The sequence below is a fragment of the Desulfobacter vibrioformis DSM 8776 genome, from assembly GCF_000745975.1.
GTDB classification, from domain to species: domain Bacteria; phylum Desulfobacterota; class Desulfobacteria; order Desulfobacterales; family Desulfobacteraceae; genus Desulfobacter; species Desulfobacter vibrioformis.
Genome location: NZ_JQKJ01000022.1, coordinates 49,589 through 67,821, shown reverse-complemented (window position 1 = coordinate 67,821; position 18,233 = coordinate 49,589). Strand labels below are relative to the sequence as shown.

The following is an 18,233-nucleotide window of genomic DNA, read 5'->3' as shown; positions in this document are numbered from 1 at the left end:
AAAAGAGGTCTTTTTGCGGTATCATTACCGAAAACGGTTAACATAAGACAGGACGTTGCAATGCCGGAAATTACCAGGTTTTACGGGATCATTATAAAACTTTTTTTTGGGGACCATTCACCACCACACTTTCATGCTGTGTATGGTGAATACCTCGCACTTTTCGATATCAACTCTTTAAACGTGATTGAAGGGGATCTTCCGCCAAGGGCCAGGAAATTAGTTTTGGAATGGGCTGAAAAATATCAGGCTGAATTGAAGACAATCTGGGAAACTCAAGAATTTAAAAAATTACCACCTTTGGAGTGATTTTAAAAATGATTGTACCTAAAATAAAAACTGCAGTCGTGGCAGATCAAAATACTCTCGTTATTACATTTGTTAACGGAGAAGTAAAAAAATACAATATCAGCAGGCTGTTAACTAATGAAATGTTTTCACCTCTTAAAAATCAGGCATTTTTCAGAAACGTTAAAGTGGAGCCAGGCGGATATGCTGTATATTGGAATGATATGATTGATATTAGTGAATATGAATTATGGAAAAACGGAATTTCTGAAAACCCTTCAAACGCTTAATTGCTTCTAACAATCAGTTTCCTGAATATAGAGTCATCAATGACACAATCCGATTTATAATGTTTTTCAACACACTTGAATTACAGGGATAGTCCGGGGTTTTTGTTTGCCTAAAAACGTTCCTTACCTTGGACATAGTCCTCACCTCAAACACCTCAGCATGATTTGGCAAATTTTATATTGAGGTATCAAATAACAAAAAGTGGATTAATTTTGGAAAACGCCAAAGTTCGGTTCCACTATCCGTGCCAATATTTCATGCAGAACCTTATTAAACCCAACTAAACCTGATTGACAAAAAACAGACACAGTGTAAAAAGACAAACTAAAACATTTGACCCTATAATCTTCAAAGGTGTAAAAAATGGAAGATCGTTGGTTGTCAGTCGAGGAGATTGCTCAATATCTGGGTGTCAGCAAAGATACGGTTTACACGTGGATAAACAAAAAGAAAATGCCTGCCCACAAAATCGGCCGTCTTTGGAAATTTAAGAAAGATGAAGTCGATATTTGGGTCCGTGCCGGGAAAGCACGTGATTCTAAAGATGGTGAAGATCAGTGAAACAGTCTGGGGGAATACTTGATAACAAAGCTCTGGGAAATGTTGTTTCCGAGCTCAAAGGAAATATTTCGGCCGGATGCACACTCTCAGTGGTTTCCGCGTTGTTTTCTCTTTACGCCTACGATGAATTGAAAAAGGAACTTTCAAAGGTTTCTAAGTTTAGGCTCCTTGTACCAAATTATGGCGATGGGGAGAGTTTTTTTAAAAACCTGCCCGGAAATCACTTGGACCGTCGTCTTCGGAATCGGCTTGATGTTACTCGCATCGCACGGGAATGCTCGGAATGGCTGAAACAGAAATGTGAAGTCCGCAAGTTACCCTCATTGGTTCATCAGAATCTTATTCATTTATCTCATACCGAGAATGATGAGCACCTCGCTATTGTGGGCAGCTCATCTTTCACCACTGACGGTTTAGGTATGGTTTCATCTGAGTCCCACCATATGAACACCTGCTTTCGCAGTTCTGGTGAGGCACATTCGCTCATCAAGTGGTTTGACGAACTGTGGGCTTCCGGAAAAAATAACAATGATTTTGAAGCGATTCTTCAGAACGCTCTTGCCCTTGTTTATTCCGATAAAACTCCCCAACAAATCTATTTCCTGACTCTGTTTAATATCTTCAGGGATTTTATCGGTGAACTGGATGAGGACAAAATTATCAAGACCCAGACAGGAATCAAGAGCACACAGGTCTGGCAGAAGCTATACAAATTTCAGAGGGATGGCGTTCTTGGCGCTATCGATAAAATTGAACGCTACAATGGCTGCATCATCGCAGACAGCGTGGGGTTGGGTAAGACCTTTGAGGCCCTGGCGGTTATCAAATACTACGAACTCCGCAATGACCGGGTTCTGGTTCTGTGCCCCAAAAAGCTAAGGGAGAACTGGACCTTATATACCGTTAATGACAAACGGAACATCATGGCATCGGACAGGTTTAATTATGATGTTCTCAATCATACTGATTTGACCCGCGTTCGAGGGATGTCCGGTGAGATCAATTTAGAAACCCTGAACTGGGGGAACTACGACTTAATCGTTATCGACGAGTCGCATAACTTCAGAAACAACCCGGCCCGCAAAGATGATTCTCTGACCCGCTATTCCAAGCTTATGAATGAGATCATCAAAGCTGGTGTAAAAACCAAAGTATTGATGCTTTCAGCAACGCCGGTAAACAACCGGATGAACGATCTGAAGAACCAAACGGCCTTCATTATTGAAGGAAAAGACGATGCGTTAAAGGATAATGGGATACCCAGTATTGAGCAGACGTTAAAAATAGCCCAGGCTCGGTTCAATTCATGGCTGAAGCAAGATGAAAAAGATAGAACCACAGAGTCCTTACTGGACACGCTGAATTTTGACTATTTCAAACTGTTGGATCTTCTGACCATTGCCCGCTCCAGAAAACATATCGAAAGATATTATGATGTGACGGAAATCGGAAAATTTCCGGAGAGGCTGAAACCCATCAATATCAAGGCAGACATTGATACTGAGGGACGCTTCCCGGCCCTTAAAAGTATTAACAGGGACATTAGGCTGCTTAATCTGAGCGCCTATGCTCCGCTGAAATATGTTTTGCCGCAGAAAGCTGAAGGGTACAGCCGCAAGTATGACCGTAAGGTTGCTGGCGGTTCCGTGTTCAGACAGGTCGACCGCGAACAGAGCTTGATTCATTTGATGCGGGTTAACCTTTTCAAGCGAATGGAAAGTTCGATCAACTCTTTTACCATGACGCTGGAAAAGCTGCTCGGTGAAGTAACAGGGTTGATTCAAAAAATTGCAGACCATGACAACAACGCATCGGTTGAAGAGTTTGATGTCGAGGAGATTGAAATTGAAGATGACGCTTTCTCTCCTTTTGTTGTCGGGAAGAAAGTCAAAGTCCTGATTCAGGACATGGACACGGTTCGCTGGAAGCAAGAGCTTGAGGAGGACCGGGTGATTCTGGAAAAACTGATTGCCTCTTCACAGTCAGTTAAGGCCCCGCAAGATGAAAAACTCAGAAAACTGAAAGAGCTCATTCATTACAAAGTCACCCATCCGATTAATCCGGACAACAAAAAGCTCATCATTTTCACCGCATTTGCAGACACCGCCAAGTATCTGTACAAAAATACAGCAAAATGGGCACAGCGGGAGCTTGGCGTCTATGCTGCCTTGGTTACCGGCTCTGGTGAAAACAAAACCGAGATGTCCGGCATACGCAAAGACTTGGCCTCAATCATCACCTCCTTCTCCCCCGTTTCAAAAGAACGTGACAAGATCGATGCTTCTCTTACGGCTGAGATTGATCTGCTGATTGCCACGGACTGTATTTCAGAGGGACAAAATCTGCAGGACTGTGATTACCTGATAAACTATGATATTCACTGGAACCCGGTTCGGATCATTCAGCGTTTTGGCCGTATTGATCGACTGGGCTCGAAAAATGACAAAATCCAACTGGTGAACTTCTGGCCCAACATGGAGCTGGATGAATACATCAATCTTGAGGCCCGCGTTTCCGGCCGCATGGTTCTGCTGGATATTTCAGCCACAGGTGAAGAGAATGTCATTGAGTTTACCGATTCAGGGAAAATGAATGACCTCGAATACCGCCGTAAACAGCTCGAAAAACTTCAAAATGAAGTCGTCGATATCGATGATGTCGAGGGCGGCATCTCCATCACCGACCTTACTTTGAACGATTTTCGTATGGATCTCAGCGATTACATAAAAGAGCATGAGAACCTGCTTGAGCGTATACCCTATGGCGGATATGCCGTGGCCATAATCGACGACTCTTTACAAGATGAGTTCTCACCCGGAGTGATTTTTTGCCTCAAAAATGAAGGCGCTCAAACCGTTTCAGACTCCACCTATGCATTATCGCCTTTCTATCTGGTCTATGTGAAGAACGACGGTTCAGTTCTTTTACAGTTCACCCAGACCAAGAAAATTCTGGATCGGCTGAAAAAGATGAGCATCCATGGAAAGTCCGTTGATAGCGTAGCCACAACCCGGCTTTCCGGCCTGACACGCAATGGTTCCGATATGTCTCACTACCGTAATCTGCTTTCCAAAGCAGTGCAGGCCCTGACCGGTGCGGCTGAAGAGCGTGGCGTAGAGAGTCTTTTCTCTCCCGGCGGGACTGTAATCAATAAAAACAGCTTTAAGGGCATGGATGACTTTGAAGTGGTCAACTACCTGATCCTTCTGGGGGAGGAGGCCGACGATGCCGGATAATAAAAAGGCCGCCATTAAAAATATCTGGAATGCCATCTCCTTTCCAGAGGCGGCCCTGCTGGGCAAACGCGTTCCTAAAAAGCAGTTTCTTGAAAGTGGTGAACTTGTCGCCAGTGATAAAAAGCTGTTTCGGGAAAACGTGCAAAACGTGTATTGGGAATATACCCTAAAGACATCAACCTGTCCGATTCTTCCTTACAGAGACAATGAACGGGAATACCTTGAGGTGGCGGTTCTACAGGTTGAAATGAATTCCCCCCAGAAAAATAAGAAAAGTAGCCACAAACGAATCGCAGAAATTATCCACCGGGTCATTCCGTATCCATTGATGCTGGGCTTCTATACCGAAAGCGGAGATATAGCCCTGAGCATCGCACCTAAGCGTTTCAGTCAGGCCGAGCATGGCGCTTTTGTTGCCGAGCGTTTCTATACCACCGGCTGGATGAATAGTGAGGCATTAAACGATAATGAAAATGATTTTCTCGCATCACTTGCATGGAGTAATATGCCGCTTCAAACCTATGGCACTTTATACAATGCCTGGACGGATCGTTTTACCGGATACGAATGCTCGGTGTTATCCGGGATCTTTACCATCGGCAAAGCTATGGATCGGCTCGAACGGTTGACACGGTGCCGGGAAATTGAATCAAAAATGTCGGAGCTACGCGGGCAGCTGAAAAAAGCGGCCTTTAACCGGCAGGTGGAGTTGAATACACAAATCAAGAAATTTGAACAAGAGCTCAAGCAACTGGCCCAAATGCTATAAATCGGTGCCTGTAACAAAAGAGGTTTAATCATGGAAAAAATGGATGGTAAAACAATGGACATCGTAGCCGAAAACTTGGGCAAGCTGAAAGAGCTGTTTCCGGAAGCCTTCACCGAAGGCAAGGTCGACTTTGATGCACTGAAAGAAGTACTTGGTGCGTTTGTGGACGATCGCGATGAACGCTACAGCTTTACATGGAACGGTAAAAGCAAAGCCCGGATGATTGCCCAGACCCCCAGCACCGGCACCCTGCGTCCCTGCAAGGAAGAGTCGGTAGATTGGGATAGCACGCAGAATATTTTCATTGAGGGCGATAACCTTGAAGTGCTCAAACTCCTGCAGAAGAGTTATCACAAAAAAGTAAAGATGATCTATATCGATCCGCCTTACAACACTGGCAAGGACTTTGTTTATAAAGATAACTTCAAGGACAACATCAAAAACTATAAGGAGATCACTGGTCAAGTTGATGGTGAGGGGCGTAATCTCTCCAACAACCCCGAGACCAGCGGACGTTATCACACAGACTGGTTGAATATGATGTATCCGCGTCTAAAGCTTGCCCGAAATTTGCTGAAGGATGATGGGGTAATTTTTATCAGTATCGATGATAATGAAGTTTCCAATCTTCGGAAAATGTGTGACGAGATTTATGGCGAGGAAAACTTCGTAGATCCTATTATATGGAAAAAACGCTATGGCGGTGGGGCAAAAGAAAAGTTTTTAGTAGCCTTGCATGAATACGCATTGATGTATGTGAAATCAAAAGAATCTCTTGATAATCTATACATACCGTTGCCAGCAGAGTCTATTGATCGCTATTACAAAAACAAAGATGAGTTCTATTCTGAGAAAGGTGGATACAGAACTCATCCACTAGAAGCAATGAAGAGTTTTGATGATAGGGATAACTTGAATTTTCCAATAAGGACACCAAATGGTGATACAGTTTGGCCAAAAAGGCAATGGAGATGGAGCAAAGAAAGAGTTGACGTCGCCCTTGAAAGGAATGAGATTGAATTTTCTCAGGATAAGGATGGAAATTGGATTTTGTCATCTAAGCAGTACCTCAAGGATGAAAGTGGTGAAATCCGTAAGACAAAACCATTTACGATAATAGACGATATATATACCCAACATGGAACAAATCAATTTGTAGAGCTATTCGGCAATGCAAAGATATTTGATTTTCCAAAACCATCACGTCTTATATATAAGCTATTAGAAATTGGATTCAATTCGTCTGACAATAATATTTTCTTAGACTTTTTTGCTGGTTCGGGTGCTTCAGCGCAAGCATTGATAGACTACAATTTGGCTTTAACTTGTTCAAATAAATTCATATTGGTGCAGCTGCCAGAGGTCTGTAATGAAAGTTCTTATGCATATAAATCCGGCTACAAAAACATCGCCGAAATAAGCAAAGAACGCATCCGTCGGTCTGCCACAAAAATCAAAGAAGAAAATCCTGAATACGATGTCGACCTTGGCTTCAAGGTATTCAAACTCGACTCCACCAATATCAAACCGTGGGAAGTTGACTTTGATATGACGGAGCACACCCTCGAAGATTTTATCTCCAATATCAAATCCGACCGCCGTGAGGAAGATGTTCTTTATGAGATCCTGCTTAAGTACGGCCTGGACCTCACACTGCCTATCACGGAACACGTCATTGCCGGTCAAAAGGTATTCGATATCGGTATGGGAGCTCTGATCATCTGCCTATCAGATGCCATTTCCCTTGAGGTAGTCGAAGGCATTGCCATGCTGAAAGATGAGCTTAATCCGGAAATCATGCGCGTGGTATTCAAGGACTCCGGTTTCAAAGATGACGTGGTTAAAACCAATGCGGTTCAGATTCTAAAACAAGCCGGCATTGTCGATGTAAGGAGCCTGTGATGAACCACAAAAAGACACAAAAAAAGACGGTAACCACGGAACACACAGGAAACACAGAAGAACGTAGGTTGACCACACGAGATGAAATGACGGAATTTCTGCTGTACACTGCTCCAGATGGACAGGTAAAGGTGGAGTGTATCCTGCACGACGAGACCATTTGGCTGACGCAAGATCGAATTGCCGAGCTTTTTGGTGTACAACGCCCAGCCATCACCAAGCACCTGAAGAACATCTTTGAGTCCGGTGAGCTGGAGGAAAAAGTGGTTAGTTCCATTTTGGAACATACCACTCAGCACGGTGCCATTGAGGGGAAAACTCAGACGCGTAATGTTAAATTTTACAATCTCGACGCCATCATTTCTGTCGGTTACCGGGTAAACTCCTCCAAGGCCACTCAGTTCCGTATCTGGGCCACTCAGTTACTAAAAGAATACATCACCAAGGGCTTTGCCATGGATGATGAGCGGCTGAAGAATGGTCGATATTTCGGCAAGGACTATTTCCGTGAGTTGTTGGAGCGTGTCCGCTCCATCCGGGCATCTGAACGCCGTATATATCAGCAGATCACCGACATTTTTTCCGAATGCAGTATCGACTATGATCCCACGTCGAAAATCACCCGTAATTTTTATGCCCATGTGCAGGATAAATTCCACTTCGCTATCACCGGACATACATCAGCGGAAATCATCTATCAGAATGCGGATGCCGATAAACCGCTGATGGGAATGATGACTTACAAGAATGCACCGGACGGCCGAGTGCTTAAATCAGACACGACCATCGGGAAGAATTATCTACAAGAAGATGAAATCAGAAAGCTGGAACGGGCTGTCACTGCCTTTTTTGATTACATTGAACGGATTATTGAGAACCGCACGACCTTTACCATGGAAAGCTTTGCCGAAAGCGTGAACCGCTTCCTGGAGTTTAACGAATATCAGATCCTTGAAGGCTACGGCTCCATTTCTCGTAAAAAGGCTGAAGAGAAAGCCTTCGCGGAATACGAGAGATTCAACAAGATCCAGCGCATTGAATCCGACTTCGACAAAATGATCAAACAGTTATCAGTCTCAAAAGGTAAGGGTGGTGACCATGAATAAAGATATTCGTTTAAATTTGTGTTTATTCGTGATGCCAAAGCTCTCCGTGTCTCCCGTGTATTCTGTGGTAAATCATGGAGGTACAGTATGAAAATTCAATTTGACGCGAATCTGGACTTCCAGAAGCAGGCTATAGAATCTGTCGCCGGTGTGTTTGAAGGTCAGGAAATGTGTCAGACCAACTTTACCGTGGCGCCTTTGCAGTACACGGACCAACAAGCCATTCCCGGCATGGAAAACAATCTGGGTATTGGTAACCGCTTGAAGCTACTGGATGAGGATATCCACAAAAACATCCGCAAGATACAGCTACAGAACGGACTGGCCCCGTCCGATGCTTTCAGCTCCAAGGACGGCATTCATCTGACTGTGGAGATGGAGACCGGGACGGGAAAGACCTATGTCTATCTGCGCTCCATCTTTGAAATGAACAGGCTCTACGGCTTCACTAAATTCATCATTGTCGTGCCGTCCATCGCCATCAAAGAGGGTGTTGCCAAGTCATTGGAGATTACCGCAGAGCATTTCAAAGAGCTGTATAATAATGTCAGTGTCGATTATTTTGTCTACGATTCCAGCAAACTTTCAGACGTAAGAAACTTTGCCACCAGCCCAGACATTCAAATCATGGTAATCAACATCGATGCTTTCCGAAAGAGCTTCACTGATCCGGCAAAGGAGAACAAGGCGAACATTATCCACCGTTCCCATGACCGGATGACCGGGGCCAAGCCGATTGAATACATACAGGAAACAAACCCGATTGTTATCGTGGATGAACCTCAGAGTGTGGATACCACTTCAAAAAGTAAAGAGGCTATCCGTTCACTCAATCCGCTCTGCACGCTGCGTTATTCTGCCACTCATGTCGACAAGCACCACATGCTTTACAAGTTGGATTCGGTTGATGCATATGAGCAGAAGTTGGTCAAGCAGATTGAAGTTGCCGGGGTTGAAGTCAAAGACGGCCATAACAAGGCCTATATAAAGCTCTTGAGTGTAAACAACAAGAAAAGTCCGATCACCGCTAAAATAGAGATTGATTGCCGCATGAAGAACGGAAGCATCAAACGCAAGGCCGTGGTGGTCTCAAGCGGTGCGGATCTGCTGGAAGCAAAGTACAGCAATGGCCGTGATATTTATGATGGATACATCATCGAGGATATCTATTGCGAAAAAGGCAATGAATACATCAGCTTCACCAGCAAACCTGAGATCCTGAAACTGGGTCAGGCCATTGGTGAAGTCGATCCGGATGAATACAAGCGCCTGCAGATCCGCAAGACCATTGAAGAGCATCTGGATAAAGAGATGCGTCTGCAGCCTCTGAATATTAAGGTCCTCAGCCTATTTTTCATCGATAAAGTTGCCAACTACCGCTGGTACGACGAGGATGGCAATCCGCAAAAGGGCAAATTCGCTTTGATGTTTGAAGAGGAGTATGCTCGGGCAATCCGCAAACCTAAATATAGCACCCTCTTTGAAGGGGCCGACTTGGATACAGTGGCTGCCGGTGTGCATAACGGGTATTTTGCTGTCGATAAAAAGAAAGACGCTACCGGCAAGGAAATGTTGAAGGATGCCTCCGGTAAGACTGCAGCGGATGAGAGTGCCTACAACCTGATCATGAAAGAGAAAGAGAAACTGCTCAGCTTTGACTCAAAGCTTAAGTTCATTTTCTCACACTCCGCACTAAAAGAAGGGTGGGATAATCCCAACGTATTCCAGATCTGTACGCTCAACGAAACCAATTCCGTTATCAAGAAACGGCAGGAAATCGGTCGTGGTCTGCGTATATGTGTCAATCAGGATGGTGAGCGGGTCCATGGTTTTGAGGTCAATACCCTCACAGTTATGGCCAACGAATCCTATGAGAAATTTGCCGAGCAACTACAAAAAGAGATTGAGCAGGAAGAGGGCATTAAATTCGGTGTGGTTGAAGCGCATCTGTTTGCCAACATCGTTGTCCCGGTTGACGACTACAACAACGAATACCTCGGTGTCGAGGCCTCCAAAAAACTGTGGGGTCACCTGAAAACCGCCGGTTACATTGATAGCAAAGGCAAAGTTCAAGACGCCTTGAAAACAGCCTTGAAAAGCGGCGAGCTGGAATTGCCTGAAGAATTCAAAGCGTACGCCTCGCAAATTGCTGCGGTGCTGAAAAAAGTTTCCGGAAATCTCAACATCAAGAACCGTGACGACAAGAAAAAGGTAAAGCTGAATAAAGCTGTATTTTTAAGTCTGGAGTTTAAAGAACTATGGGACCGAATCAAGTACAAGACCACCTTCAGGGTGGATTTTGATGCGGAGGCTCTTGCCACAAAATGCGCTGAAGAGATCAACGCGAATCTGCAGGTGGGAAAAGCCAGGTTTATTTATCGAAAGGCCAGGGCCGAGATTGACCGTGGCGGCGTTCACGCAGAGCAGGTTCAGGAAACTGCCAGCGTTTATGAATCACGATCTTTTGATCTGCCGGATCTAATCACCTATCTCCAGAACGAGACCAATCTGACACGCCGGACAATCGTTAAAATTATCAACAACAGCGGCCGCCTTGAGTCATTTAAGAACAATCCGCAAAAATTCATCGAGCAGGTATCGACCATTATCCAGCACCAGATGCGCCTCTTTGTGGTCGACGGTATTAAATATCATAAGATCGGTGATGATCATTTTTACGCTCAGGAACTGTTCAGCGACAACGAGTTGTTTGGCTATCTGCAGAAGAACATGGTTGAAAGCCGGAAATCAGTCTTTGACCATGTGGTCTACGATTCCGATATAGAGTTGGAATTTGCCACTGCCTTTGAAGGAAGCGACGACATTAAACTGTACGCCAAGCTCCCGGGTTGGTTCAAAATCGACACCCCACTTGGGACCTATAACCCGGACTGGGCCGTGCTGATTGAGATAGATGGCAAAGATAAACTCTACTTTGTTGTTGAGACAAAAAGTACGTTGTTCACCGATGCATTACGCCCAACTGAAAAAGCCAAAATTGCATGCGGCAGGGAACACTTCAAGGCTCTGGGCAAAGAGGTTGAGTTCGCCGTGACCAATGCATTTGAGGAATTTTCAGGGAAGTACGTTTAATCAAAAGGGAGGCCAAATAGCGATGAGTGGTGAGATAAATAAAATTGAATCGATAAAAAACATGGCGGTTTTTAAGGACTTCCGTTGGGCGTCATCTGTAAGGGATGGCGGCAACAACATCGCAGAATTTAAAAAGATCAACATTCTTTATGGTCGGAACTACTCCGGTAAAACAACGCTTTCGCGGGTTTTCAGAGCTCTTGAAACCGGTTCTATCTCAGACAAATATAGTTCACCTGAGTTTCAATTGGCTTTTAATGGCGGCAGCACTGCCTCGCAAAATTCATTAAGCAATCATGGTCAGGTCGTTCGGGTTTTCAATGAGGACTTTGTCCGGGACAACCTGCGTTTCATTGTTGATGACGAACAGACCATCAATTCATTCGCTATCTTGGGTGAAGACAACACAAAGCTTGAGGAAGAAATTGAGAAGCATGAAGCCGAACTTGGCAGCGAAGAGGACAAGTCTGGACTGCTGGGGGAGTTCCTTGGTGCTGAGGAGAATTTCAAAAAAGCCCGAAAAGACCATGGCAACAAGTCGTCAGAATTGGAGGGAAAGTTACGTGATAAAGCCAATAAGGCAGGCACTGGTATCAAGCACAATAAAACGTTTGGTGATGCCAACTACAATGTTCCTAAAATAAAGACAGACATCTCGACTGTTACCAAAGACACTTACTCTCCGCTTTCTGATGAGCAGGTAGGCAAGTTTCATGACCTTCTAAGAGAAGAACCCAAATCGGAAATCCCTGAGTCATCAACTTTCAATCTTCAATACTCTGCAATCGCTTCAACGGCTAAAGAGTTAATCGAAAAAAAGATTCAGGCATCTGATCCAATTCAAGAATTGCTAAACGATGCGGCTCTGGCCACGTGGGTGAGGACTGGTCGGGGCCACCATCAAGAGAAAAGAGATAAGTGCGCATTTTGTGGCAGCGACCTTCCTAAAGATTTATGGGAGAAGCTGGACAAACATTTTAATCAGGAATCTGAGGCGCTTCGTCAAGCATTGGAGAATCTGCTTGGATCAATTGAACGTGAGAGCTCTCGAGTTCCCAATTTACTGAAAATCAAGAACTCGGATTTCTACTTCAACTTTACCGCTGACTTAGATGCGCTGGCAGAACAGCTATCGATCATATCAACGTCTTACTGTGAGAGATTGGACTCCATAAAAGAACAGATCGAGAAGCGAAAAGAAGATATATTTACACCTCTCGAATTTATTGTGCCTGAATCGGTTGAAGATGCTCTGAATGCAATTAGGTGTTCTTTTGAGCAACGCAGAAACGAATCAAACCAGTTTACAGCCTCGCTTAGTGCCGACCAATCAAGAGCTCGTGCGGCCCTCCGTCTCCATGAAGTCTATACATTCATAAATGATATTAAATATGGTGATGAATGTACGGCCATTGCTGCGCTGAATGAGGCAATGGGCAAGGCGGAAGCATCTAAGAACTCTGCAAAGGAAAAGGTCGATGCAAAGCGAGCAAAGATCAATGAACTGAAGGCGATGCTAAAAGATGAAAACAAGGGTGCTGACCGGGTAAACGACTATCTGAATAACTTCTTTGGCCATCAGTCCCTTTCCCTCAAAGCCATTGAAGAGAAGCCCGGGGATGCGTCATCTGGATATCGGTTTGAGGTAACTCGGAACGACAAAAAAGCATTCTACCTCAGTGAGGGAGAATGCAGCCTGATAGCCTTTTGTTACTTCATGGCAAAGCTTGAGGATATAGAAACTAAAGGCAACCAGCCGATCATCTGGATCGACGACCCTATCTCCAGCTTGGATGCAAATCATATCTTTTTTGTCTACAGCCTTATCAATACTGAGATTGTAACGCCTGAGAAATCTGAAGATGGGGGTGAGATAAAAAAACGTGATCGTTTTAAGCAGCTATTCATTTCGACTCACAACCTGGACTTTTTGAAGTATCTGAAGCGACTTCCAGGCGCTTTGAATAAAAATAACTCTCAATACTTCATCATTACTCGAACGAATCAAGTCAGTGACATTACATTGATGCCTCGGTACCTGAAGGACTACGTCACAGAGTTCAATTTCCTGTTTCATCAAATTTATAAATGCGCCCACGCCCAGATCGCGTGTGATGAGAATCATGATTGCTACTACAACTTTGGGAACAATGCCCGTAAGTTCCTTGAAGCATTCTTGTACTACAAATACCCCAATGCCGTAGAAAAAGATGACAAGTTGGCGCGTTTTTTCGGAGATGATGCATTGGCCGCGTCACTAACGGATCGTATCAACAATGAGTTCTCTCATTTAGCGGGTGTATTTGAGAGAAGTGTTTTACCTATTGATGTTCCAGAGATGAAGACTACAGCAAATTTCATCTTGCGGAAAATCAAGGAAAAGGACCCCGATCAGTATTCGGCCTTACTACAAAGTATCGGCGTGACCGAGGAACCTTCTGAAGATCTTCAAACAGCAGCGGAGGCTCAATGAAAATCCTTCACACATCAGACTGGCATTTAGGCCGCTCCCTTTACGGCAGGAAGCGTTATGAGGAGTTTTCAGCGTTTCTGGATTGGCTGGTCCAGACCATTGAAAGTGAAAAGATCGATGCCCTGCTTGTCGCCGGTGATGTGTTCGATACCAGCACACCCAGCAACCGGGCGCAGGAGCTCTACTATCGTTTCCTCTGCCGGGTTGCGGCATCCTGCTGCCATCATGTTGTTGTGATTGCCGGGAACCATGATTCGCCGTCATTTCTGAATGCTCCCAAAGAACTGCTGCGTGCGCTTAATGTGTATGTGGTCGGCTCCATGACCGAAGCCTTGAAGGATGAGGTCTTTGTCCTTCACGCAGACGATAAGCCGGAGGTCATTGTCTGCGCTGTGCCTTATTTACGCGATAAGGATATCCGCACGGTCGAGCCGGGAGAAACTATCGACGATAAAAACGCCAAGCTCGTTGAAGGGTTGAAAAACCATTACGCGGATGTCTGTACCACTGCTGAACAGAAACGGGCCGAATTCAAAAGTTCCGGGCATGATGGTATTCCCATCGTTGCCATGGGACACCTGTTTACTGCAGGCGGCAAGACGGTTGACGGTGATGGTGTTCGAGAGCTGTATGTGGGATCGCTGGCGCATGTCGGTGAGGACGTTTTCCCCTCGTCAATTGATTACCTCGCCCTCGGGCATCTGCATGTGCCTCAGGCGGTCGGCAGCACGGAGCACATCCGCTACTGTGGTTCACCCATTCCCATGGGCTACGGCGAAGCGACTCAGAAAAAGAAGGTTGTGCTCATAGACTTCAACAGCACCACGCCAAATATCCAAGAACTCCCTGTGCCGTGTTTTCAGGAGCTGGTCCGCATTGTCGGATCGCTGGATGATATCCATGCCAGGCTGGAGGAGCTCAAAAAGGAAGAAAGCTCTGCTTGGCTTGAGATTGAATACACCGGCAGCGACATCATCGGCAACCTGCGCGAGATGCTCAATGAGGCCATGGTCGACTCTGCCATGGAAATCAGGCGGATTAAAAACCGGCGTGTCATGGACATAGTGATCAGTACGCTCGCGGAAGATGAAACCCTCGATGATCTGGATGCCGGGGATGTTTTTACCCGCTGCCTGGATGCCTTTGGGGTACTGGATGAGGACCGAGAGGAACTGACGGTCTCCTATAACGAAATAATCAAGTCTCTCCATGAAGACGACATAAACGCAGAATAGAGAGGCTGATTATGAAAATCCTTGAACTGCGATTTAAGAACCTCAACTCCCTCTATGGCGAATGGGTCATAGACTTCACCGATCCCGAATATGTATCCAACGGGATCTTTGCTCTGACCGGTCCGACCGGTGCGGGCAAGTCGACAATTCTTGATGCCATCTGTCTGGCCCTCTATGGCGCCACACCCCGCCTTGGAAAAATCACCAAGAGCGGGAATGAGATAATGTCCCGCCAGACCGGTGAATGCTACGCCGAGGTACTCTTTGAATCCCAGGCTGGCCGGTTCCGTTGCCACTGGGAACAGCGCCGCGCACGGAAAAAGGCCGAAGGCAACCTGCAGGATCAGGAACACCAGATTGCAGACGATGCTACGGGCAAGCCTATCGAAACCAAGAAAAGCCTTGTAGGTGCGGTTATTGAGGAAAAAACCGGGATGGATTTCGACCGTTTCACCCGCTCCATTCTACTGGCACAGGGAGGCTTTGATACCTTCCTCAAGGCTGACGTTGAGCAGAAGTCCAAGACACTCGAGCAGATCACCGGCACCGAAATTTATTCAGAAATCTCACGACGGGTTCATGAACGCCAGCGTGATGAGCGGGAAAAGCTGAATATCCTGAACGCCGAAACATCCGGCATTGTAATTCTGGAGCCGGAACAGGAAAAAGAAATTCAGGATGACCTTACGGCCAAGCAGAAACAGGAGACTGAACTCGCTGGAAAAGCGACCGAAACCGGCAAAGCCATCACATGGCTGACCACCATTGAAGAGCTGAAAAAGGAGATCCTCAGCCTTACGGATGAAGCCACCAAACTGAAGGCCGATACCGAAGCGTTTAAGCCGGAGAGGGCTAAACTTGAAAAGGCCACCAAGGCCGCATCTCTGGACGGAACATACGCAACGCTCGCATCCTTGCGCAAGCAGCAGTCTGACGATGAGACCGCCTTGAAAATAGATGAAGCCGCACTTCCTAAGTTAGAAACTGCCGCAAACACACAAGCTGACGTTCACAAGGCCGCTGAGAAGCTCACCCTCAAATCCAAAGAGGATCTCAAAACGGCTGCCCCGTTAATCCAGAAAATAAGGTCCCTTGATCAAAAGATTGCGGAACAGACAAAAACTGTATCAGAAGGATCTGATGCCTGCACCAGGGAAGCGGCCAAGATTGAGACAGACAAGCAGGCCCGGGTCAAGGAACAGGAAAAACGGACTGCCGCAGAGAAAAAAATGGGGGCTGCAGAGCTGTACCTCAAAGAGAATGCGCAGGATGAATGGTTGATCAGTGGACTTGCCGGTATTGAAGAACAGTTCGGCAACCTGCTCACCAAACAACAAGAGATCACCCAGAAAGAAACTGACCTCAAAAAAGCCGATACGGCCGTAGCAGATGCCACAAAGAAACTGGAGAAAGCCGCCAAGCAGTGTTCTCTCAAAAAACAGGCGCTTGCGACCACCGGAAGAAATCTTAAGCAAGTCAAGGATGCCTTGATCGAATTGCTGGGTGACAAACTGCTCCGGGAATATCGCACCGAGAAGGAGACCCTTCTTCGTGAGATGGCTTTTATCAAGAAAATCGAGGAACTTGAAGATCACCGGGCCAAGCTTCAAGACGGCAACCCGTGCCCTCTCTGCGGCTCAACCGATCATCCATTTGCAAAGGGCAATGTTCCGGTTCCCGATGAAATCGAGCAAAAGATAGAATCGTTGACCAAGCTGATCGACACGGCAGACGAACAGGAAGCCGCCATCAAAAAACTGGAACAGGCAGAAACCACTGCTCGTAACAATTTGAATAATAGTGAGAAGCTGGAAACCCAAGCCGCCAATGACAAGAAGACCGCGGAAAGAACGCTCGTTGAATTGAAAGATCTCTTTACGAAGCTTCAGACCGGCTTTGAGCAATTCAAACAGACAGTTACCGGGAAACTCCACCCACTTGGTATTATTAAAATACCGGAGTCAGAGGTCGAGTCACTGCTCAAATCTCTCAAATCAAGACTGAAGGCATGGCAGGAGCAGGCAAAACAAAAGACTGACATCGAAAAACAGATTGCTGACATCAACAGCGAGCTGAAGCGTCTTGATGCCGTGATTGATACCCAGGTCAAGGCTCTGACTGAAAAGCAGGAAAATCTGAAACGGCTGAAAAAAGAACTGGCCGACGGAACAGAAGAGCGAAAGCAATTGTATGGCGACAAAAAGCCTGATGAGGAAGAAAGTCGTCTGAACAACGTTATCGCCGTCGCCGAGAAGGCGGAGAAAAAAGCCAGAGACCTGAACACCGCGTTGCAGCAGAAGCTGGCAACGGCAAAAATTCATGTTGAATCTCTTAAGACGCGCATTGAGCAGAGAGCACCCGAACTGAAAAAAGCGGAAACCGACTTTTCAGCGGCTCTGATTCCGGCAGGTTTTTCAGATGAGAAATCCTTCCGCGAAGCCAGACTGCCTCATGAAAAACGGGAATCCTTAGCCTCCCGGGCAAAGGAGTTGGATAATGCGGGGACAGAGCTCAACGCGAAACAGAAAGACAGGGAAACTCGTCTGGCCATGGAGACCGCCAAAAAGCTCACTGACAAGACGCTTGGGGAGCTTGCGCCGCAGTTTAAGGCGTATGACGAATCCCTGAAAACACTCCGCGATGCCATTGCCGGTCTCAAACACCGCTTAAGTGAGAATACGACAGCCAAAGAGCGGATAAAGCAAAAGCAGTTCGCCATCGACGCCCAAAAGAAAGAGTGTGCACGCTGGGACAAGCTGCATGGACTCATCGGTTCAGCCGACGGGAAAAAGTACCGAAACTTTGCCCAGGGGCTGACCTTCGAACTGATGGTATCCCATGCCAACCGGCAGCTGGAAAAAATGACCGATCGCTATCTGCTGATCCGCGATGGACAGCAGCCGTTGGAGCTGAACGTCATCGATAACTATCAGGCCGGTGAAATCCGCTCGGCCAAGAACCTGTCCGGCGGCGAAAGCTTTATTGTCAGCCTGACGCTGGCGCTGGGGCTATCTCAAATGGCCAGCCGAAAAGTCCGAGTGGATTCCCTGTTTCTGGATGAAGGCTTCGGCACCTTGGATGAAGAGGCTCTGGAGACCGCACTGGAAACACTATCCGGGCTTCAGCAGGACGCCAAGCTGATCGGAATCATCTCCCATGTATCTGCACTGAAAGAAAGAATCAGCATCCAGATAAACATCACACCTGTATCCGGCGGCCGGAGTTCAATGTCCGGCCCGGGCTGTACAAGGGTTGGAATATGAATTAGAGGACAAGCAA

At 46.2% G+C, this 18,233-nt stretch carries 11 protein-coding genes; all 11 read left to right on the top strand.

The window, feature by feature from the left end; translation table 11 throughout:
* The coding region (locus Q366_RS14205; RefSeq protein ID WP_245619970.1) for a DUF4160 domain-containing protein at positions 1 to 309 on the top strand (309 nt) is incomplete at its 5' end.
* 8 nt (positions 310 to 317) lie between these two features.
* On the top strand, positions 318 to 578 hold the full coding sequence (locus Q366_RS14200; RefSeq protein WP_035240142.1) for a DUF2442 domain-containing protein: 261 nt from the start codon (positions 318 to 320) through the stop codon (positions 576 to 578).
* A gap of 364 nt (positions 579 to 942) precedes the next feature.
* Positions 943 to 1,140: a methylation-associated defense system helix-turn-helix domain-containing protein MAD1 gene (gene mads1 / locus Q366_RS14195; RefSeq protein ID WP_035240141.1), complete on the top strand. Its 198-nt coding sequence runs from the start codon at positions 943 to 945 to the stop codon at positions 1,138 to 1,140.
* Positions 1,141 to 1,583: 443 nt separating this feature from the next.
* A complete protein-coding gene (locus tag Q366_RS14190) occupies positions 1,584 to 4,376 on the top strand; it encodes a DEAD/DEAH box helicase (RefSeq protein WP_245619969.1) in 2,793 nt (930 codons plus the stop codon).
* Positions 4,366 to 5,145: a DUF4391 domain-containing protein gene (locus tag Q366_RS14185; RefSeq protein WP_035240139.1), complete on the top strand. Its 780-nt coding sequence runs from the start codon at positions 4,366 to 4,368 to the stop codon at positions 5,143 to 5,145. Before Q366_RS14190 ends, Q366_RS14185 begins: the two co-directional genes overlap by 11 nt.
* A gap of 30 nt (positions 5,146 to 5,175) precedes the next feature.
* Entirely contained in the window at positions 5,176 to 7,047 is a 1,872-nt protein-coding gene (locus tag Q366_RS14180; RefSeq protein WP_035240138.1) for a site-specific DNA-methyltransferase, read from the top strand.
* The gene (locus tag Q366_RS14175; RefSeq protein WP_084691839.1) at positions 7,047 to 8,153 is read left to right on the top strand and encodes a virulence RhuM family protein; all 1,107 of its coding nucleotides are present in this window, start codon (positions 7,047 to 7,049) and stop codon (positions 8,151 to 8,153) included. The genes Q366_RS14180 and Q366_RS14175 overlap by 1 nt, the downstream gene beginning before the upstream one ends.
* An 87-nt stretch (positions 8,154 to 8,240) precedes the next feature.
* Positions 8,241 to 11,246 (top strand): type III restriction-modification system endonuclease, encoded by a 3,006-nt coding sequence (locus Q366_RS14170; protein ID WP_035240137.1) that lies wholly within the window; start codon positions 8,241 to 8,243, stop codon positions 11,244 to 11,246.
* 22 nt (positions 11,247 to 11,268) lie between these two features.
* Positions 11,269 to 13,719, top strand: a complete 2,451-nt coding sequence (locus Q366_RS14165; RefSeq protein WP_035240150.1) for an AAA family ATPase — start codon at positions 11,269 to 11,271, stop codon at positions 13,717 to 13,719.
* Entirely contained in the window at positions 13,716 to 14,954 is a 1,239-nt protein-coding gene (locus tag Q366_RS14160) for an exonuclease SbcCD subunit D C-terminal domain-containing protein (protein WP_035240136.1), read from the top strand. The genes Q366_RS14165 and Q366_RS14160 overlap by 4 nt, the downstream gene beginning before the upstream one ends.
* A gap of 11 nt (positions 14,955 to 14,965) precedes the next feature.
* Positions 14,966 to 18,217 carry an AAA family ATPase gene (locus tag Q366_RS14155; protein ID WP_035240135.1) on the top strand — a complete coding sequence of 1,084 codons (3,252 nt, stop codon included), beginning with the start codon at positions 14,966 to 14,968 and terminating at the stop codon, positions 18,215 to 18,217.
* The last annotated feature ends 16 nt before the right edge of the window (positions 18,218 to 18,233 follow it).